Origin of the sequence: Mesorhizobium sp. M1E.F.Ca.ET.045.02.1.1 (genome assembly GCF_003952485.1) — a bacterium.
Classification (GTDB): Bacteria; Pseudomonadota; Alphaproteobacteria; order Rhizobiales; family Rhizobiaceae; genus Mesorhizobium.
Genome location: NZ_CP034447.1, coordinates 4154100 through 4173171 on the forward strand (window position 1 = coordinate 4154100; position 19072 = coordinate 4173171).

General features: G+C 64.6%; 15 protein-coding genes and 1 pseudogene. 3 read left to right on the plus strand and 13 right to left on the minus strand.

All coding sequences use genetic code 11. The features are described from left to right. Window positions 1–79: 79 nt before the first annotated feature. Window positions 80–1051: a PQQ-dependent catabolism-associated beta-propeller protein gene (locus tag EJ070_RS20070; protein ID WP_126092880.1), complete on the minus strand. Its 972-nt coding sequence runs from the start codon at window positions 1049–1051 to the stop codon at window positions 80–82. 19 nt (window positions 1052–1070) lie between these two features. Then, window positions 1071–2309, minus strand: coding sequence for an ABC transporter substrate-binding protein (locus tag EJ070_RS20075; protein ID WP_126092881.1), 1239 nt, complete (start codon window positions 2307–2309; stop codon window positions 1071–1073). Between the two features lie 387 nt (window positions 2310–2696). Here EJ070_RS20075 and EJ070_RS20080 point away from each other — a divergent pair, with 387 nt between their 5' ends. Next, a complete protein-coding gene (locus tag EJ070_RS20080) occupies window positions 2697–3824 on the plus strand; it encodes an S-(hydroxymethyl)glutathione dehydrogenase/class III alcohol dehydrogenase (protein WP_126092882.1) in 1128 nt (375 codons plus the stop codon). Between the two features lie 67 nt (window positions 3825–3891). Next, window positions 3892–4461, plus strand: coding sequence for an S-(hydroxymethyl)glutathione synthase (gene gfa / locus EJ070_RS20085; protein ID WP_126092883.1), 570 nt, complete (start codon window positions 3892–3894; stop codon window positions 4459–4461). 144 nt (window positions 4462–4605) lie between these two features. Here the strand turns inward: gfa and EJ070_RS20090 are convergent, their stop codons facing one another. From EJ070_RS20090 to EJ070_RS20100, 3 genes are all read right to left on the minus strand, one after another. Beyond that, window positions 4606–5019 carry a c-type cytochrome gene (locus EJ070_RS20090; protein ID WP_126092884.1) on the minus strand — a complete coding sequence of 138 codons (414 nt, stop codon included), beginning with the start codon at window positions 5017–5019 and terminating at the stop codon, window positions 4606–4608. Between the two features lie 98 nt (window positions 5020–5117). Continuing rightward, a complete protein-coding gene (locus tag EJ070_RS20095) occupies window positions 5118–5519 on the minus strand; it encodes a hypothetical protein (RefSeq protein WP_245464631.1) in 402 nt (133 codons plus the stop codon). Window positions 5520–5682: 163 nt separating this feature from the next. After that, window positions 5683–8400 carry an AAA family ATPase gene (locus EJ070_RS20100; protein WP_348627519.1) on the minus strand — a complete coding sequence of 906 codons (2718 nt, stop codon included), beginning with the start codon at window positions 8398–8400 and terminating at the stop codon, window positions 5683–5685. A 412-nt stretch (window positions 8401–8812) separates the two neighbouring features. Here EJ070_RS20100 and EJ070_RS20105 point away from each other — a divergent pair. Next, window positions 8813–9034, plus strand: a pseudogene (locus EJ070_RS20105) (GNAT family N-acetyltransferase); the annotation flags it as partial. 148 nt (window positions 9035–9182) lie between these two features. On the opposite strand, the gene EJ070_RS20110 reads toward EJ070_RS20105, so the two are convergent. The 8 genes from EJ070_RS20110 to EJ070_RS20145 all read right to left on the minus strand — a co-directional run bounded on the left by EJ070_RS20110 (window position 9183) and on the right by EJ070_RS20145 (window position 18593). Continuing rightward, window positions 9183–10886: a glycerol-3-phosphate dehydrogenase/oxidase gene (locus tag EJ070_RS20110; RefSeq protein ID WP_126092886.1), complete on the minus strand. Its 1704-nt coding sequence runs from the start codon at window positions 10884–10886 to the stop codon at window positions 9183–9185. Beyond that, the gene (locus tag EJ070_RS20115) at window positions 10883–11650 is read right to left on the minus strand and encodes a DeoR/GlpR family DNA-binding transcription regulator (protein ID WP_126092887.1); all 768 of its coding nucleotides are present in this window, start codon (window positions 11648–11650) and stop codon (window positions 10883–10885) included. Before EJ070_RS20115 ends, EJ070_RS20110 begins: the two co-directional genes overlap by 4 nt. Then, window positions 11647–13173: an FGGY-family carbohydrate kinase gene (locus EJ070_RS20120; protein WP_126092888.1), complete on the minus strand. Its 1527-nt coding sequence runs from the start codon at window positions 13171–13173 to the stop codon at window positions 11647–11649. Before EJ070_RS20120 ends, EJ070_RS20115 begins: the two co-directional genes overlap by 4 nt. Before the next feature lie 77 nt (window positions 13174–13250). Next, on the minus strand, window positions 13251–14123 hold the full coding sequence (locus EJ070_RS20125) for a DeoR/GlpR family DNA-binding transcription regulator (RefSeq protein WP_126092889.1): 873 nt from the start codon (window positions 14121–14123) through the stop codon (window positions 13251–13253). A gap of 141 nt (window positions 14124–14264) precedes the next feature. Beyond that, the gene (locus EJ070_RS20130) at window positions 14265–15212 is read right to left on the minus strand and encodes a D-ribose ABC transporter substrate-binding protein (RefSeq protein WP_126092890.1); all 948 of its coding nucleotides are present in this window, start codon (window positions 15210–15212) and stop codon (window positions 14265–14267) included. A 116-nt stretch (window positions 15213–15328) separates the two neighbouring features. Continuing rightward, window positions 15329–16381, minus strand: coding sequence for an ABC transporter permease (locus EJ070_RS20135; RefSeq protein WP_126092891.1), 1053 nt, complete (start codon window positions 16379–16381; stop codon window positions 15329–15331). Between the two features lie 20 nt (window positions 16382–16401). Continuing rightward, a complete protein-coding gene (locus EJ070_RS20140; protein WP_126092892.1) occupies window positions 16402–17940 on the minus strand; it encodes a sugar ABC transporter ATP-binding protein in 1539 nt (512 codons plus the stop codon). After that, entirely contained in the window at window positions 17937–18593 is a 657-nt protein-coding gene (locus EJ070_RS20145) for a DUF2291 domain-containing protein (protein WP_126092893.1), read from the minus strand. The genes EJ070_RS20140 and EJ070_RS20145 overlap by 4 nt, the downstream gene beginning before the upstream one ends. Window positions 18594–19072: the final 479 nt, after the last annotated feature.

A 19072-nucleotide genomic window follows, 5' to 3' on the forward strand; every position in this document is an offset into this window, starting at 1 on the left:
GATGGCTCCTTCAGGATGCTTACCTAGCGCGCTCGACCTCGATGGCCTCGGGGGCAGGCCTCAGTCTTTCGGCTGGTTTCTATTGGGGCGATATGACCACGCCCCAGGGCTGCTGGCCGACGGTGACCGACTGAATCGGCTCGTCGGTCGCCGTATCGATGAAAGTGATATCGTTGGAATTGCCGTTCGTGGTGATCAGTGTTTTCTGATCGGGGGTGAAGTCCAGATGCCAGACGCGTTGGCCGACGAGGATGTACTTTTCCACCTCGTAGCTTTCGGTGTTGATCACCGCGACATGGTTCGCCGGGCCGAGCGCGACATAGGCCTTCTTGCCGTCGGCGCTGATGGCGATACCTACCGGCTGAATGGTTTCGGCCCGCAGTCCAGGAATCGCGAACTTGATCTTCTTCACGACCGCGCGCTTGGCGTTATCGATGACGCTGACGGTGCCGCCGACCTCGGCACTGACCCAGACCTGCGATCCGTCGGGCTTGAACGCGGCGAAGCGCGGGCGCGTGTCGACCAGCACGTTGTCGGTTACGTCATGGCTCTCGGTGTCGATGAAGTGCGCCATGCTGGTGGTTTCTGAGGTATTGACCATGGTCTTGCCGTCCGGGCTGACGGCCATGCCTTCCGGTTCCACGCCAACTGGAATCTCGCTCTTGACCTCCTTGCTGTCGACGTCGATCGCGGTGACCAGATTGTCGTTTTCGTTGGCGGCGTAGAGCGTCTTGCCGTCGGGCGAAAGCACGAACAACTCGGGATCGTCGCCGGAGGGCAGCGTGCCGACGACCTGCAGCGTCTGGGTATCGATGATTTGGATCATATTGTCGTCGCTGGCGCACAAATAGATGAACTTGCCGTCGTGCGAGATGGTGATGCCGCGCGGTCTCTGGCCGACGTCGACGGTCTTGACCACCTGCATGGTCACAGTGTCGACGACGGTCATCGTATTGTCCTTCTCGTTGGAGACATAGGCCGTGTAGGCCGATGCCGGGCTGGCCATGATGCCGGTTGCGAGAATGGCGAGTACGCGAGCTCGTCTCTGCACGAATTCCTCCCGATTGGCGCTACTTGAGAACGCATTTCGTTTCCGGTTGATCGATGCCGAGGGTGTCGAGCTCGGAGACCTGGTGGAGATAGCCTTCCTGGGGGGATGTCGAAACGACCGATTTGGTATCGCCGAGCATGATCGGCTGGCGCAGCTGAAGGTTCCATTTGCGGAAGGTCAGCTTCTGTCCCTTGAAGGCGGCGACCGAGAAATCGTCCGAGCGGATGTAGTCGCTGATCTTTTTCGGATCGTCGCCATTGATGCGCGTGGTGGCTTCGCCGACGGCCCGCACGGCCGTCCAGGCCGACATGTCCTTGGACAGCATTCGTCGGCCTGTCGTCTTCAGGAAGCGACTCTGCATCTGGATACCGCCCCATTGTTCACTGGCGGGATGCCATGACGATGCCACGAGACCGGCCGTGCCTGCGACCAGCCGCGATGTCCAGGTGCGGTAGGGCACGTAGGTCCCGAACACCTCGCTCTCGTCGGCCACAAGCAGCACGTCATGCTCCGGCAGGTCCTGCGTGAATACCGAGATCTGCAGCTGGATCTGCGTGGCGCCAGTGTCGGTGCGCCTGGCTGTGCCGGTGTCCTTGAATTCCTTCTCGGCGACGATCTGGCCGCCGAAGCGGGCTGCAGCGCGGCGCAACGCGTCCGCATAGAGGTGGTCCTGCTCATGCGAACCGTAGAGCAGCGCCCAGTTCGGCCATTTCTTGACCATGAGATACTGCGCCAGCGCGTCGGCGAGCATGCTTCGCGTCGGCGCGATGTGGAAGACATTTATGCGGCAGTCCTCCTCGCGCAGACTGTCGTCGGTGGCGCCGATGTTGAATATCAGCACACCTTTGTCGCGAGCGATGTCGGCGATCGACAGCAACTGCTTGGCCGAGAGGTCCGCAACAACATAGCGGTCGCCTTTGGCGATCAGGTCGTCGAATGCCTGAACCGCATCGGATTCCGGCTTTATCTCGGTGACGTCGAGGCTGAATTTCTGATTGATGAACTTGCCCGTCGTATTGTTGTCGCCGATGGCGACATTGGCGCCGGCGACACCTTCGTCGCGCGGCGGCGCATCGAGCAGGGAAAGCGTCAGTCGCGGCGCGTAGGCCCGTAAATAGCCTATCTTGATTTCGGTTGTCTTGCTTTGCGGCTTGATAGCGCCCGCCGGCTGCAAGGTCGGTTGCTGGGCCAACGCGCCTGCGGTCAGGGACAGAAAGCACAAAAAGGCCACCAAGGTGCCCGGCACCGCACTTGTCATCGACAAAATTACCACTTCTTGCGCTTGCTCGGTCGTTGCCGGACTAGCGCGAAGCCAAGGTGCCCCAAGGCGAGCTTAGTGAAGCTGCGGGATTTATCAACCTCGTGGGCAGACGTCCTGGCTCTGCTTTAGTCCTATTCCCGCGGCAAGGAGGTCGGCGTCACGGCTTCCGGGAAACTGCGCGGAAAGTGCAGAACTCTCAGCACACTACCATAGCGGGCTGCCTTGAGGCGGGTGGGGTGGAGGACCTTGGTAGAATAGACTTATGAGATGGATCGTTCGATTATCGCGACCTCACGGCAACCAGGAAACGGACATTTTGTTGCGAGGCAGGCCTTAAGCCCGCCGGAATATGAAATTCGTCGATAGCCTTGGGAGGAATGCCTCATGAAAACGCGTGCCGCAGTCGCTGTTGGTGCCGGAAAGCCGCTTGAGATCATGGAGGTGGACCTCGAAGGCCCGCGCGAGGGCGAGGTGCTTATCGAGGTGAAGGCGACCGGCATCTGCCACACCGATGAGTTCACGCTCTCGGGCGCCGATCCGGAAGGCATCTTTCCGGCCATCCTCGGCCATGAGGGCGCCGGCATCGTCGTCGATGTCGGCAAGGGCGTGACCTCGGTCCGGAAGGGCGACCATGTCATCCCGCTCTACACGCCCGAATGCCGGCAGTGCCCGTCATGCCTGTCGCGCAAGACCAATCTGTGCACCGCCATCCGCGCCACGCAGGGGCAAGGCCTGATGCCCGACGGCACCTCGCGCTTCTCGGTCAATGGCGAGAAACTGTTCCATTACATGGGCTGCTCGACCTTCTCCAACTTCACCGTGCTGCCGGAGATCGCGGTCGCCAAGGTCAACCCGGACGCCCCCTTCGACAAGATCTGCTACATCGGCTGCGGGGTGACCACCGGCATCGGCGCGGTGATCAACACGGCCAAGGTCGAACAGGGTGCCACCGCGGTGGTCTTCGGCCTCGGCGGCATCGGCTTGAACGTCATCCAGGGTCTTCGCCTTGCCGGCGCCGACATGATCATCGGCGTCGATGTGAACAACGACAAGAAGGCCTGGGGCGAGAAGTTCGGCATGACGCATTTCGTCAATCCGAAGGAGATCGACGGCGACATCGTGCCTTATCTCGTCAACATGACCAAGCGCGGCGCCGACCAGATCGGCGGCGCCGACTATACCTTCGACTGCACCGGCAACACCAAGGTGATGCGCCAGGCGCTGGAGGCCTCGCATCGCGGCTGGGGCAAGTCGGTCATCATCGGCGTCGCCGGCGCCGGCCAGGAGATTTCGACCAGGCCGTTCCAGCTGGTCACCGGCCGCACCTGGATGGGCACCGCCTTCGGCGGCGCGCGCGGCCGCACCGACGTGCCGAGGATCGTCGACTGGTACATGGAAAAGAAGATCCAGATCGATCCGATGATCACCCATACGCTGAAGCTGGAGGACATCAACAAGGGCTTCGACCTCATGCATGAGGGCAAGTCGATCAGGAGTGTGGTGGTTTACTGAAGCAATGCCGCTGGGCCGCGGGCCCGAAACGCCCGTGACCCTTGTGGTCAACATGGAGGAAGGACGAATGGCCGAGAAACTGCATCCGAAGATCGACAATGGGCTGCCCAAGGAGAGCGCATCCTTTACCGGCGGCACGCTGGTCTGCGCCTGCACCAGCAACCCGGTGAAGGTGAAGGTCAAGGGCCAGATCGCCCACAACCACGCCTGCGGCTGCACCAAGTGCTGGAAGCCGGAAGGCGCGCTCTTCTCGGTGGTTGCCGTTGCCGCCAGCGGCGACGTGACCGTCACCGAGAACGGCGACAAGCTGAAGGTCGTCGACTCCTCGGCCCTCATCCTGCGCCATGCCTGCACCGGCTGCGGCGTCCACATGTACGGCCCGGTCGAGCGCGACCATGCCTTCAAGGGCCTGTCCTTCATCCATCCCGAGCGCTTCGAGGAGGACGGCTGGTCGCCGCCGGGCTTCGCCGCCTTCGTCTCCTCGATCATCGAATCCGGTGTCGACCCGAGCCGCATGGCCGGCATCCGCGCCCAGCTCAAGTCGATCGGGCTCGAACCCTATGACTGCCTCAGTCCCGGCCTGATGGACTATATCGCCACCTGGACCGCGAAGAAGTCGGGAGCCCTGGCGGCATAGTCCGCGTTGCCGCGTCGGGGGGCGCGGCAGTCGGAATTCATGAGGCATCTTGTTGCGATAGAACGCAGCGGCGGCAAGCGAGCGTTCTTCCCGCTGACAAGACGTCGCCATCGATCAGGCTTGAAGCGGGCGCACCAAGGCTTTCTACGGCTGCAGTCTGCCGGGCCGCCCGCGGCCGAGCGAGCCGTCCGCGCGGGCCTGCAGATAGGCATAGATATCGTCCACATAGGGTGCGAAGTTGGGATCGTCGGCGAACCCTTTCATCACCGAGCCGCCGTCGGCACGGCCATTGAGCACGGCGCGCCGGAAGGCTTCGATGTCGGGCAGTCGGCTGACCAGGGACGGCGCGAAGGTCGACCCCACGCCGTCAGGGCCGTGGCAGCGGTCGCAGCCCGAATGGTAACGCCTGAAACCGTCATAGGTCCGCGCATCGGCCTTGCCGTCCACAACCCTGTAGAACTTTCCGGGAGCGGCGGCATCCTGCCCCGCCGTGCCTGCGTCGGTCGCGAAGCTCAGGACAGCGGAAGCCAGGACAACCGTCTGCAGCAAGCTACCCATCTGTCTGTCATCCAACAGCGGCGGGCGGGAGCCCGCGCTGCGTTGCTTCGCCCGAGTCGACGGAATGGGCGCCCCCGCCCGGTGCCGACCAGCCCGATTCAGGGCGCGGTGGCAGACGTCTTGACCGGCTCCGCGCTGTCCAGCGTCAGGTCGTTCTCCGCGGCGGCGGACGGAATGAAGTTCGGCTCGCTGACAAGCAGTGCCTTGCCGTCGCGCAATATTTCGAAATCGATCGACGGTTGGCCGACGGCCTGCGGCACGGAGATCATCATGCGCTGGCCCGGTGCGAGCGTGGAGACGACGCGGACCGGCTGCTGCTCGGCCCCGGAAGCCATGGTCGCGACGACCCGGTAGCCGTCCTGCTCGACCGTGTAGTAGACGGCGCCGCTGAAGTTGCCGAGCTGGATGCTGTGGCCGCTGCCCGGCGCCAGTTCCGATGCCGCCGCGCCACCCGTGGCAGCGAGCAGCGCAAATGCAAATGCGCTAAGACGTCTGGTCATCGCTATCTCTCCCTTCGGTTCGGCGAGTTCCCGGACAGGCGGCCTGCCCGGGACTTCAGGTGACTTGAGGATTTCAGGTGACTTGAGCCTACCCCCCGCGGCCTTCGCGCACATCGGTACGATCACCCAAATTTCGGCTGCCGCCTTCCTATTTCGCTGGGGATCAGGGCGCGGCGGCGGTGGAGAGCAGCCACGGCTCGCCGCGCAGCCTGAGCAGCACTTCCATCCGGTTGGCGGCGTTGAATTTGCCGAGCACGGCCGAAACCTGGTGCTCGACCGTACGCGGTGATCGCGACAAGGTGCGGGCGACCTCCTTGTTGCTCTTGCCCTCCGCGATCAGGGCGAGCACCTGCTGCTCGTGCTGCGTAAGCCCAAGTGGATGCTGACGGGCGACCGTGTACGGACCCCGGCGCATTTTCGGCAGTCGGCCGGCGACGCCCAGGCGCTGCGCCAGCTTTCGCGCCAGCGTCGCGGCGGGGCGCGCCTCCAGCGCCTCGAGCCCGGTCACGGCGCTTGCCAGTGCCGTCGCGGCATCGGCGCCCCGCACCTGCATCAGCGCGAGCGCCGCCTCGTAGGGAAGGCCCAGGCGCTCCCATTCCTTGGCCGCCGCCAACGGATCACCGCCAAGTTCGACCGCGCGTCGCCATGGAATCCGTGTCGTCGGCGCCGGCATCGGCTCCTCCATCCCGCATCGCCGCCACCAGACCGCCAGTTCGCCGAGGTCAGAAGGACGGAAATTGTCGAGATCCATTGCGACCAGCGCCGTCAGTTGCTCGTGGCCGGCGGCGCGGTCCTCGGAAAGCCAGGCGGCCTCGGTCAGCGCCATACGGACCGGTACGATGCGCTGCAGTTCGCCGGTCGGCAGCCCCTCTTCGAGCGCCTGCTGCAGGAGCGACGCGCCGCCAGGTTCGCCCAGCCGCACGCGCACCCTGCCAAGCACGGTGAGCGCCGGCAGGTGCATGACCACCGGCAGGCGTTCCAGTTTCATGACGCCCTGCGCAATGGTCTCGGCGTCGCGAAAGCGGCCCTGTTCCATGCGAAGCTGCGCCTGCCGGCCGAGCAGATACTGCGCCGGCGAATCGAGGTCGTGCCGGGCGGCGAAGACGATGCCTTCGGAGAGCAGCCGTTCGGCGAGCGCGAAATCCTTGGACACCACCGCATATTCGGCATAGTTGGTGTAGGCCCGCGCCGCATGGTCATGGAACCCGTGCTCGAGCGCGAGCGCCAGGCTTTCCTCCATCCGTTCGCGACCGCCCGGACGATCGTCGAATAGCAGCGAGGTGCCGACATTGTTCAAGGCATGGACGCGCGTTTCGACCTCGCCCAGCCGGTCGGCCAGGGTGATCGCGCGCAGTCCCCACTCGATCGCCTCGTCGAAGCGGTAATGCAGCATATGCAGTTGCGAGCAGGTGCTGTAGGCCATCGCCAGTTCCGGCCCGGGCGGCAGGTTTTCCACCTCGCGCACCGCCTCGTGGGCGAAGTGCTCCGCCTGCTCGCCCTCGCCACGGCGCCAATGCAGCCTGGAAAGGCTGCGCAGGTTGAGGCTGACCTTGTCCGGGCGGCCGAGTTCCCGCCAGAGCGCGATGGCGCGATGCCGCGCTTCGATGATCGTGTCATAGACCTGCAGCGCCAGTCCGGCCTCGTAGGCCCAGGATTCGTAAAGCTGGGCGGCCTCGGCCGGCGGCACCTGCGCGATGTATCTGAGCGCCGTCGCCAGATGCGCGGCGGCTTCACGATGCGCGCCCAGCCGCGCAGCCTGCGCCGCGGCCTGGGGCGCGAGTTCGAGCACGCGCGCGCCGTTATCTGCGGCGGCGGCGTGGTGCACCCGGCGTGCAAGCTGGGTGCTTGCCTGCGCCGCCGGAAGCCCTGCCATTGCCGCCTCCACCTTGGCATGAAGCGACCGCTGAAGGCTGGGCGACAGCCGCTCGAGCGTCGCCTGCCTGGCAAGCTCGTGGCGGAAGGTCAGGGCGCCTTGAACGTCCCGCCGCAGCAATCCGCGGGCCACGCAGCGATCCACGACAGCGTCGACCTCGGCGCCGAGAAGGGCGCGGATCAGCCACGGCTCGACGCTGCCCGGCTCGATGCTCATCATCTCCAGCACCTTGCGCTCGCCGTCCGTCAGGCGCGACAACCGCGACCACACGGCGTCGCGGATGGAATCGGGAACGTGCCCCGGTTCCGCCCCGCGGCTCGCAAGAAGCTCGGAGACGAAGAAGGGGTTGCCCCCCGTGATCTGGTAAAGATCGGCGCCGGCGCGGCCCGACTGTTCGGCCAGTGTCGTGACCGCCTCGGGCGAAAGCGGCTTCAGCGCGATGCGGGTCAGCGATGCCGCCGGCAGGTCGCCTCTTATATGCGTGAGCGGATGGTCGGCGACCAGTTCATCGCTGCGTGCACTCAGCACCAGCATGGCGCGAAGCACGGAAATGCGGCGCCCGAGATATCGGATGAGATCGAGCGTCGCGTTATCCGCCCAATGCACGTCCTCGAAAACGAGCACAGTCGTTCCCCTGGCGTGCTGAAGCGCGCTCAGCAGCGCGGGAAAGAGCCGCTCGGGCGCGGCCCCCTGGTCGAGCAGCGCTGCGATCTGGGGGTCGAGCGCCCGCGCCATGTCCTGCAGGGGACCGAGCGGGCGCGGCGTGAACAGTGCCTCGCACCAGCCCCACAGCACCCGGCAGCCTTCTCCCGCGCGCTCGGTGAATGCCTGCAGCAGCGAAGTCTTGCCTATCCCGGCCTCGCCTTCGAGCAGCACGATGCCGCCCCGACCTTCGCCGGCACTGGCCGCGGTTGCCAGCAAGGTTTTAAGAGGTCTCTCTCGCTCGAGCAGCATTGGCGCAATCGTTTCCAGAACATGTCGCCCAAGAATGCCCCGCGTTTGCGACATGCTTAAAAACAAGACAGGGAGCGCCTCACAACAGGCGGTCCGAACGCGACGCGCTTCAGCCGCGAGTGTACCCCAACTAGGCTTGCTTTCCATTAGCATTGCTTAAAATGAGGCCGAATCCCGGCAGAGCCGATCACTTCCCGGTGCCGTCACGAATCGATCTGCGAGTGGCGGACGCCGAAACGAAGCGTGTGATGCGGGATGGAAAGGGGGCGGCGACTGTCGGCGTGGGGCCGATACCGTTGAAGAAGTCAGCTCGTATGTGGGATGGGTTCGACGAACTTCGCATCGAGGCAGCTATCCTCACGCCGGTTTCGCGAGGGGCACTGCCGGGCGGATGACTCTTAAATCGGTTGGCGCAGCCTGCAATGATATGCCGCCAGCTGATGTTGTGCACGCAGGCGTCCTCTTCATCGCAGTGGTTCGGCCGCATGTGGCCGAGCATTCGGGCGACTTTCTGCGGGTGGACACTCATATGAAGAGCGGCGAGTTCGCCGCCTTTCTGTCGCACAGCGGAATGCCGGTCTTCGACACGGTGCTGACCATGTCGATGGGCAAGCGCCTCGCCGACTTTGCCGTCGGCGGCGCAGGTGCGCCGATGACCTATGCACTTGCCAGTCAAACACTTGGGTAGTTGCAGCCGGCCCCATGGAACTTCACGGCCGTGGTCCTTTAAAGCGCGTCGCGATCTTTCAGATTCGCTCCCCGCGCTTTAAACTATTGATTTTACGCATGTCTTTGTCCCGAAACCGGTTCCCACTTTCGGGAGACATGCTTTAGACTCAGCCAGACCGTCGGTCTCGCCGGGCAACGGGCTCCGACTGCTCAAAGCAAAAGCGATGCCGCTCCGTGAGCTCCTTTGAGGTCGCTTCCAGCTCCTTCTCGCGCCGTCCGGGGTTCCACTCCAGCACAATGGCTGCGGTGTCGGCAATCCGTTCAAGGTCGCGCCGGCTGAGCCGGCCTGTGATCGCCAGCGCGGTGCGGCGCATGACGATATCGGCCAGGTGGACGACACGTTCGTTGCGCGCCAGCCAATCGATCTCCGCCAGCGTATAGTCGAACGCGTCCGCAAGCGGCTCCGTCTGCCGCCCGGCTTCGTGCGCCAGAATGGCGCGTGCCGTCGTGCCATAACGGTCGAGCAGAGCCTCGGCGCGCGCCGGCGAGGCCCCTGTCTCAGCCATGACGGAGGAGATCCAGCGGACACGCGCAGCCGCGTCGGCCGGAAAATCGCGGCCGCCGCCGATGGCGAGGTTTTGCGTGCTCACGCGCCTGGAGCGGCCAAGCCTCGCCAGCAGCAGGTCCGCCACCTCTTCGGCAAAACCGCGGAAGGTCGTCCACTTGCCGCCGACCAACGAGACGATCGGCCAACTCCGGCCGCCCTCGGTTTCCATGACGGGCGCCGAGTGATCGCGGCTGATCAGGCCCGGCGCAGTGCCGTCCGACGTCGGCAGCGGGCGGATGCCAGAATAGGCATAGACGATCTGCTCGCGCCCGAAGGAAAGACCGGGCAAAAGCGCGCGCAAGCTCGCCAGGAAATAGTCGATCTCGTCATCCTCGCAGCGCACCGTCTCGGGATCGGCGGCGCGGATATCGGTCGAGCCAACCAGCGCCCGGCCGAGATAGTCGAACACCAGGCATATGCGGCCGTCATTGGCCTCGAAGTAGATCATGCGGCCTTTCAACGCCCGCAGCAAGTCGGGATGATCGAGCAGTATGTGCGAACCCTTGGTGCCACCGACCAGTCGCGACGGTGCGCCAAGCGCTGCGTTGACACGATCGATCCATGGCCCCGCCGCGTTGACGACGATGCGCGGTCGGAAGCAGCGCTCGCCGCCCTCCGGCAGGGCGAAGCGCACGACGCCGCCGTCGCTGTCCAGCAGATGCGCGTAGTTGAAGGCCTCGGATTGAGGGCTGGCCCTGATGCCGTCCTGAAGAAGCTCGAGCACCAGCCGTTCGGGATGACGGACGGTGGCGTCATAGTAGGTACCGGCCGCCACGATGCGTGGCGTCAACGGCGGTATCTCGGTCAACGCCCGCGCTTTCGACCACAGCGTATGCCTGGGCATGACGCGGTGGCGGGCGCCGTAGAAGTCGTACATGGCGAGACCGATCTTGATCAGGAGAGCGCCGCGGCCGCGCGGCGCGGTCGTGCTGCCGAAAAGGGTGCGCAGCGCCGCCCCGATCCCCGTCAGCCAGGAAAAGATCGGGATGACGGTCGGCAGCGGCCGCACGGCATGCGGCGCGTTGCGCAACAGAAGGTTGCGCTCCAGCGTCGATTGCGCGACGAGGCTCAACTCGCCCGTCTCGAGATATTTGATACCGCCATGGATGAGCCGCGACGGTGCGGCGCTGGTGCCGGAACCGAAATCCGCCTTGTCGACGATCGCGACCTTCAGGCCCTGTTCGCACAGATCGCGAAACAGGCCGGCGCCGTTGATGCCGGCACCGATGATGAGGACATCGACATCCCGTGACGTCGCGGTCATTGCACCGGCACGATCTTGAGATTGACCCCGGCCGCCTTCAGGCTGCCGGCAATCTCGTCGGGAAGGCCGTCGTCGCTGAGCACGAGATCGAAGTCGGTGAGGTCTGCAAACAGATGCAGCGCCACCTTGCCGAACTTGGAGGAATCGATGAGCAGTACCGTGCGCGAGGCGGCGGCGGCCATGGCCTGCTTTACGCGCACCACCTGCGGATCCTGGATCAGCGTCGCGGTCTTGTCGATCGCCGAGGCCGAGCAGATGAGCAGATTCACCCTGATCTTCTGCAGAGCGCTCTCGCAGATGTGGCCGATGAAGGCGTTGTAGGTCGGGTGGTATTCGCCGCCTAGCAGGATCAGCTTCAGGTCGTCCTTGTCCACCAGTTGTTCCGCCAGAGACAGGCTGTTGGTGACGATGGTCAACGGCGCGATCTGCGGCAGGAACGGGCCGACCGCGTTGGCGGTGGTCGAATCGTCAAGAAGAACGACCTGGCCCGGCTCGATCTCGGCCAGAACCGCCCGGGCGAGCGCCTGCTTGGCGGCGGTCGCATGGGTCTGGCGGAAGCGGAAAAGGCTCTCGTAGACGCCGGACGGCTGCGCGCTGACCGCTCCATGCAGCTTGCGCAACACACCCTGGCGCGCCAGTTCATCGACGTGGCGATGGATCGTCATGCGCGAGACGCCAAAGGCCGCGACAAGCTCGTCGATGCGCGCCTCGCCATGCTGAATGACATAGTCGGCAATGTCCTGCCGGCGATTGTCCGCGTTCATGGCTTCCCCTTTTCCGCGAGCGCTTCGATCGACGGCCAGGCGTCGGCGAGGCGGTTGGCGATGTCGCAGTGCAGCCGGTAGCGCTTGTCCATGGCAGCGCTGCGCTCGGGGTCGGGCCGGTAGGCGCGGCCGAGCGTGGCGAGCTCGCGCGGATCGTGCCGTGGGGAAGCGAACAGGCCGACGCCGGCTCCGGCGCACAGCGCCGCGCCCCACGCGGCGGCCTCCTCCGTCTCGGTGACCGTGATCGGCATGCCGAGCACATCGGCGAAGATCTGCGCGAAGGCGGAATTACGGGAAATGCCGCCGGTCAGCCGCGCCTCGCGCGCCGGGAAGCCTTCGCGCAGCGCATCGACGTGAACGCGATGGTTGAAGGCAATGCCTTCGATCACCGCCCGCAGCATGTCGCCGCGGTCATGCCAGCCGCGCAGCCCGAGGAAGCCGGCGCTGGCAGCCGGACCATGCGGCGAGCCGAACAGATAGGGATGGAAGAGCAGTGTCGACGGCCGCGCCAACGCCGCCTCGATTTCCGGACCGACGATGGCGTGGATCGAGCGCCCGTCAGCTTCCGCCTGCGCCCGTTCGGAACCGCACAGCGTGTCGAGGAACCAGTCGTAGTTCGCCGCCGACGCCGGCGAGATCGACATGTTGTTCCATTCGCCGGGCTTCAATCCGTTGCGGCAGAACCACCGGGCATCGATGCGTGGCGCGGCCGAGACCGTCTCGTTGATCGAATAGGTGCCGGCAACGATGGCGACCACGCCCTCGCCATAGCCGCCGATGCCAAGCGCCGAGGCGGTCACGTCGTGCAGGCCGGCCACAACCGGCGTGCCGGCGACGAGGCCCGTGTCCCGGGCCGCTTGCGCCGTAATGGTGCCGACCAACTCGTCCGGCCGCGCGATCGGCGGCAGGGCATCGCCGAGCGCTTCGAGACCGAAGATCGAGAGGATGTCCGGCGCGTATGCTTGCGTATCGACCGCCGTGAACGAAGTGCTCGCTTCGGTGAGATCGGTGCCGAGGCTTCCCGTCAGGCAGAAACGCAGCCAGTCCTTGCAGGCAAGCACGTGGCCGATATGGGCAAAGCGCTCCGGCTCGTGATCGCGTATCCAGGCCAGCAGCGAAGACGGCGCCGAGGCATGCGGCGCCTGACCGGTCTGCGACAGAGCCTTCCTGGCCGTCCCATCGGCGTTCCATCGGGCCGCAACGTCTCCAGCCCGGCTGTCCAGCGACAGGATGCCGTGTCCGAGCGGCTGGCGATCACGATCGAGCATATAGAGCCCGTCGCCGTGCGCAGTGGTGGCGACGGCGGCGATGTCGGAGGCCGGTCGGCCGCAATCGGACAGCGCTTGCGCGATCGCTTCGGCGGCAGCCCGCCAAAGGCCGTTCATATCGCGCTCGACGTGGCGCGGCTCGGACATGATCTGCGCCACCCGGCGGCGGGCCACGGCCAGCGGGGCGCCGGCCTCGTCGAAAACCACCGCCTTGGTCATGGTCAGGCCGCTATCAATTCCCAGCAGACAGGGCATCCGCTCCTCGCCATGCACATAGCGTGCATCTCCTAGAGAATGCCCATATCATGATGTTAAATTAACATCAATAAGTGTTACAATTCGGATGCCGCGGCGTCTCCTTGCCGAACGGGGGCGACGATGACGTTCATGCCGCCTGCCTTCATCGCCTCGATCTGCCTGGGTGGGGTCCCATCGTCGACGACGATGACGTCGAACTCGTTGAGCGCGCACATGGCATACAGTGCCCGGCGCTCGAACTTGGTGTGGTCAGCCAGCAGGATGCGCATGGCGGAGCTGTCGAACATGGCGCGTTTGGTCTCGACCATTTCCGGCGACTGGTGGAACACCATGCCGTCGGTGATGGCCGACATCGACATGAAGACGCGATCGGCCCTCAGCCGCCGGATCTCCGTGACCGTGACCGGCCCCATGAAGGCATTGCACCAGTTGTAGAACTGGCCGCCAAGCCCGAGCAGCGTGAGGTCCCGCGTGCCCTTCAACTCGTTCATCAGGGTGATGGAATTGGTGATCGCCGTCAGCGGCACGCGCGCCGCAAGATGCGGCACGAGCTGCAGGACGGTGGTGGAATCGTCGAAGAAGACGGCCTGGCCGGGTTCCAGGAAGGCGGACGCCGCCTGCGCGATCGCGCGCTTCTCGGCAGACTGGCGCGACGAGCGGTAGACGTCGCTCGATTCGATGAGGCTGGTCGGCGCGGCCGAGACGATGCCGCGCGTCTTGCGCAGCAGACCCTTCTCGACCAGTTCGTCCAGGTCGCGGTGCGCGGTCATCAGGCTGATGCCGAAGCGTTCGGTGAGGTCCTCGATGCGCATCGTGCCCTCGGCCAGCACGGCCTCGGCCATCATCCGGCGGCGTGCAAGCTGACGCGCGTGGCGGCTGTCGGCGGGCACCTGATCCGCAGCAAGGGTCTTCAACGCCTGCTCGGGCCGAATCTCGCGATCTTTCATCCAAGCCTCTCCTGCCGATGCCATTCGCATATCTGGCGCCGATGGCAAGCGGTGCGTTAAGGGCGAGCAGTGTTTTGCGCATCGAATGCATTCTGCGCGGCAGGAAAAGGGGCGCGCATGATGCGCGCCCCAGTCCGTGGTTTACTGGGAAAGCGTAAACGGCCCTGTGTATTTGTCGACATTGTCCTTGGTGATCAGGGCACAATCGAAGAGCTGCTTCTCGGAGGACGCGCCTGTCGAGCCGGTCTTGATGAACTTGTCGGCCTGCTTTACGGCTTCGGCCGAGAAGACCGCGACAGGCTGCAGTACCGTGTATTGCATTTCGCCCGCCTTGACGGCGGCGACCGCGTCCGGCGAGCCGTCGAAGCCGCCGACCTTCACCTGGTCGAGCTTGCCCGCTTCCTTCAGCGCCGCAATGGCGCCAAGGGCCATCTCGTCGTTGCCGGAAATGACACCCGCGACGTCGGGGTGGGCCTGCAGCAGCGATTGCATTTTCTGGTAGCCTTGGGTGCGGTCCCAGTTGGCCACTTCCTTGCCGGCCTTCTTGAGGTCCGGATACTGGGTAAGCACGGTCTCATAGCCGTTCGAGCGTGTCGCCGCATTGTTGTCGGCCGGGTTGCCGAACAACTCGACATAGTTGCCCTTGTCGCCGATCGCCTCGACCCATTGCTGCGCGCCGATCGCGGCGCCTTGGGCGTTGTTGGAGACGAGCTGTGCCTTGGCGAGACCATCCTGGTTGATCTCGGCGTTGACCAGGAAGACCGGGATGTTGGCGGCGACCGCCTTCTTGATCGCGCCGACCGAACCGTCGGCATTGGCCGGGTCGAGGATGATCGCCACCGATTTGTTGGTGATGGCAGTGTCGATCATCGTGCTTTCGGTATTGGTGTCGCCCTTGTGGGCGCTGACATTGGCTGTGTAGCCGAGACTCTCGGCTGTGGCCTTGGCGACCTGGCCCTCGGTGAGCCAATACGGATTGGCCGGATCGGTCACGATGATGCTGATCAAGCCCGCCGCCCAGGCATGGCTTGCCATGAACGGCAGCGTCGCGGCAGCGACCAAGAGCATCCTTCTGGTTTTATTGATCATTTCTCTCTCTCTCCCTTTTACAGATTGCGGTTGCGGATTGCGGTTGCCGATTTGTCTCGGCCTTCTTTCCGGTCGGTCTCCTTGCGTCCCGGAGAAGCTTGCGGCGAGGCGCGGCATCATTGTCGGACGCCGCGGGCCCCGTACTGGATGGTGTTCATGAGCACGGCGAGCACGATGACGGCGCCGGTGAAGACGGTCTGCCAGTAGGACGACACGCCGATGATGACGAGGCCGTCCGAAAGAAAGCCGATGACGAACGCGCCGAGCATGGTGCCGCGCACCGTGCCGCGGCCGCCGGTCAGCGCGGCGCCGCCGATGACCACCGCCGCGATCGCGGTCAGCTCGTAGGTGGTGCCGGCGGTCGGTCCGGCCGAAGTCAACTGCGAAGAGAGCACCAAGCCGGCGATCGCCGACAGGATGCCGGAGAGCGTGTAGACCGTGATCTTGACCCGCTTGACCGGCACGCCCGACAGGTCGGCCGCGTTCTCGTTGCCGCCAGAGGCGTAGAGCCAGCGGCCGAAGGAGGAGCGGCTGAGCATCAGCCCGGTCAGCACGGCGAGGACCGCCAGGACCACCACGCTGATCGGCACGCCGAAGAGCCGGTTGAAGCCAAGCCAGTCGAAGCCGGTGTTGCCGAGCTCCGGCCTGCCGGCGAGGTTGTTGTAAGTGAGGCCGTTGGTCATCAGCAGCGCGACGCCGCGCGCCATGTACATGACTCCCAGAGTGGTGACGAAAGCGGGTACCCTGAACCAGGCGATCAGGATGCCGTTGAGCGCGCCGAGCACGGCGCCGAGCGAGCAGGTCAGCACGACCACGGCCCACACCGGCGCAAACAGGATGACGCCAAGCGGTTTCAGCTCTATGCCCTGCATCAGCGCGCCCGCGACGACGCCGCACAGCGCCAGGATCGAGCCGACCGACAGGTCGATGCCGCCGCTGAGTATGACCACCAGCATGCCGATCGCGAGTATGCCGTAGATGGCCACATGCGAGGACATGATCAGCAGATTGGAGACGGTGAGGTAGTTCGGCGAGAGGAACGAAAAGACGACGATGATGGCAATCAGCGCGAAGAAAGCGCGGCCCTTCAGCAAAAGCTTGATGAGGCTGGTTGTTCCCTTGACGGCTGAGGCCGGGGAAGAGATGCGGTTGGCGCTCGTTTGCGTCATTGTTCGTTCCCGTGCTCCGCTCAGGCCGCCACGGCCTCGCCCGAGGCGGCCATGATCTTTTCCTTGGTGATGTCCGAGGTGAACTCGGCAGAGATCCGGCCGCGCCGCATGATGATGATGCGGTGGGCGATCGACAGGCACTCGTTCACTTCCGAGGTCGTGTAGACGACGGCTTGCCCGGCCGCCGCGTGGGCCGCCAGGATCCGGAACACCTCGGCCTTGGCGCCGATGTCGATGCCGCGACTGGGTTCATCCAGCAGGATAACCTTGGGATCGGTGGCGAGCATCTTGCCGATGACCACCTTCTGCTGGTTGCCGCCCGACAACGACCCGATCGGCACATCCGGTCCGTCGGTCTTCACGGTCACGTTCCTGATCGATTTCTGGATCAATGCCCGCTCGAGCTTGAGGGAGGTGAAGACCCCGCGCGTGAACTCCTTGATCGAGGCGAGCGAAAGATTCTGCCCGACCGACATCGTCTGGACGAGCCCGTAGCGCTGGCGGTCCTCGGGCACGAGCGCAAGGCCGCGGGCGATGCGCTCGCCGATGGCGAGGTGGGAAATCTCCTTGCCTTCGAGCACGATCTCGCCGGATGTCGCGCTCAGCTTGCCGGCGACGGCTTCGAGCAATTCCGTCCTGCCGGCCCCCATCAGGCCATAGATGCAGACTATCTCGCCGGCCCTGACGTCGAGCGACATGCGGTCGACGACGTTGTAGCCGCCTCCGGCCGGATCGGGCACCGTAAGGTTGCGGACCGAGAGCATGACCGGGCCGAAATCGTAGCCGGTCGGTGGATTGCCCAAATCATAGTTCTCGCCGACCATGTTGCGCACGATCCATTCCAGATCGATATCGGCGCGCGGCGCGTAGGCGGTCATGTTGCCGTCCCGCAGCACCACGGCGTGATCGGTGATCTGCAGGGCCTCCTCGAGATGGTGCGAGATGTAGACGATCGACACGCCCCTGGCGGTGAGGTCGCGGATCACCTTGAAAAGAACCTCGACCTCGGTGGCGGAAAGCGCCGATGTCGGCTCGTCCATGATGAGTATCCGGCTGTCGACCGAAAGCGCCCGGGCGATCTCGACGATCTGCTGCTGTCCGAGGCGCAGTTCCTCAACAAGGGTGAGCGGATCGATATCCTCTTCGAGTTCCGCCAGCAATTCGCGGACCTGGCGTTCCTCCTCGGCGTAGTCGACGCCGGTCGGACCATTGATCTCGCGGCCCATGAAGATGTTGTCGCGGACCGACAGATTGGGCGCGAGGCTGAGCTCCTGATGAATGATCGAGATGCCGTGGCTTCGCGCGTCGGTTGAAGAGGAAAACACGATGGGCCGGCCGTCGAGAATGACCTCGCCGGACGTCGGCTGCACCACACCGGAGAGGATTTTCATCAGCGTCGACTTGCCGGCTCCGTTCTCGCCGAACAGTGTCGTCACCTGGCCGCGGTGAATGTCGAAGTTGACGCCCTTCAGCGCCTTCACACCGTTGTAGGATTTGGCGATGTTGCGCGCCGCCAGAACCACTTCACCGGCTGGCCGGGAGGTCGCGACGTCGCTCATTTGACGGTGACCTTCACCGGCGTGATCAGCCAGTTCTTCGGGTTGATGAGACGGAAGACGCCGAAGACTTCCAGCGTCTTGCCGGAGAGGGCCGCGGTGTCGATCCCATCAAGGACCGTCTTCTTCATGGCGCGGTTGATGCCCGAGCCGGCGTCCTGGTACTCGATCTGGTTCTTGAACTTGCCGAAGGCGATGTCGCCCGGCGCGTCGCGCAAGTCGGTCCCGTTGATGGCCGGGCCGGTCTGCACCCGCACGTGGATGTCGGCCGGCACGCCGTCGGCCTTGAGGTCGTAGACGCCGGATTTCGCTTCGCCTGCCACCGCCGTCAGCCTGATCGAGATCATTGCGCCGGTCGATGAGGCAGTTCCATACTGCTTGGCGGCTGCGTTCTTGTCGGCCATGACCGCCGGTCCGAAGGTCGCGGCGTCGACGGCGTGCTCGACAACGAATGCCTGGATGCGCGGAAACTCCTTTTCGCCGAACCGGTCGGGCGAAAACGCCTCCTGGCTGACGTCGGCGGACGATCCGATCCGGACGACCTTTGTGTCGAGCGCGATCGCGGCAAGGACCACGACACCGAGACCGATCGCAATCATCAGGCCGCGGCGCGACGCAGCAGGGGCCTTCGGCGTCTGGGCTGACATGACATTCATCGTTCAGATCCCGGCTTGCGAAGAGACAGGGCGGGCACCGACCGGTGTGGCAATGGTGGCCGATGCGCGGCCCGATGCTGCCGCCTGTCGATGACACGGCATCCTCAGGTCGGTTGCTTGCATCGATTTTCTCCACCCTTGACCCGCGATGCGGCGTCTTCCTCCCGCCGCATCATTTCCGGCAATTTGTTATATTAGTGTTATCTTTGCGTCAAGCATGTTAGATCGGAATTCCCTTTTGTCCGGATTTTGACCCGCCGGGAGAGCCTCCTGCCATGCCAATTCTCAAAAGGCCGCCTCCCGCGGAAACCCTGCGTCAGCAGTTGCCGCCATGGCCGATCATGGGAGACTATGCGTTTCGCAGGCGCGGCAAGAAAACGCCGCGGCTGCGAAATGCTTTCAAGTAACTATCTGATTTAGTGGCGATTTCGTTTCGCCATCTCATACCGAGCCGCGAACTGAAACCAAGTCAGAAGGGG

Coding starts and splice junctions, on each gene's coding strand:
- EJ070_RS20075 (WP_126092881.1), bottom strand. CDS start 2,309: ATGACAAGTGCGGTGCCGGGCACCTTGGTGGCCTTTTTGTGCTTTCTG.
- EJ070_RS20080 (WP_126092882.1), top strand. CDS start 2,697: ATGAAAACGCGTGCCGCAGTCGCTGTTGGTGCCGGAAAGCCGCTTGAG.
- gfa (WP_126092883.1), top strand. CDS start 3,892: ATGGCCGAGAAACTGCATCCGAAGATCGACAATGGGCTGCCCAAGGAG.
- EJ070_RS20090 (WP_126092884.1), bottom strand. CDS start 5,019: ATGGGTAGCTTGCTGCAGACGGTTGTCCTGGCTTCCGCTGTCCTGAGC.
- EJ070_RS20095 (WP_245464631.1), bottom strand. CDS start 5,519: ATGACCAGACGTCTTAGCGCATTTGCATTTGCGCTGCTCGCTGCCACG.
- EJ070_RS20100 (WP_348627519.1), bottom strand. CDS start 8,400: ATGTCGCAAACGCGGGGCATTCTTGGGCGACATGTTCTGGAAACGATT.
- EJ070_RS20110 (WP_126092886.1), bottom strand. CDS start 10,886: ATGACCGCGACGTCACGGGATGTCGATGTCCTCATCATCGGTGCCGGC.
- EJ070_RS20115 (WP_126092887.1), bottom strand. CDS start 11,650: ATGAACGCGGACAATCGCCGGCAGGACATTGCCGACTATGTCATTCAG.
- EJ070_RS20120 (WP_126092888.1), bottom strand. CDS start 13,173: ATGCCCTGTCTGCTGGGAATTGATAGCGGCCTGACCATGACCAAGGCG.
- EJ070_RS20125 (WP_126092889.1), bottom strand. CDS start 14,123: ATGAAAGATCGCGAGATTCGGCCCGAGCAGGCGTTGAAGACCCTTGCT.
- EJ070_RS20130 (WP_126092890.1), bottom strand. CDS start 15,212: ATGATCAATAAAACCAGAAGGATGCTCTTGGTCGCTGCCGCGACGCTG.
- EJ070_RS20135 (WP_126092891.1), bottom strand. CDS start 16,381: ATGACGCAAACGAGCGCCAACCGCATCTCTTCCCCGGCCTCAGCCGTC.
- EJ070_RS20140 (WP_126092892.1), bottom strand. CDS start 17,940: ATGAGCGACGTCGCGACCTCCCGGCCAGCCGGTGAAGTGGTTCTGGCG.
- EJ070_RS20145 (WP_126092893.1), bottom strand. CDS start 18,593: ATGAATGTCATGTCAGCCCAGACGCCGAAGGCCCCTGCTGCGTCGCGC.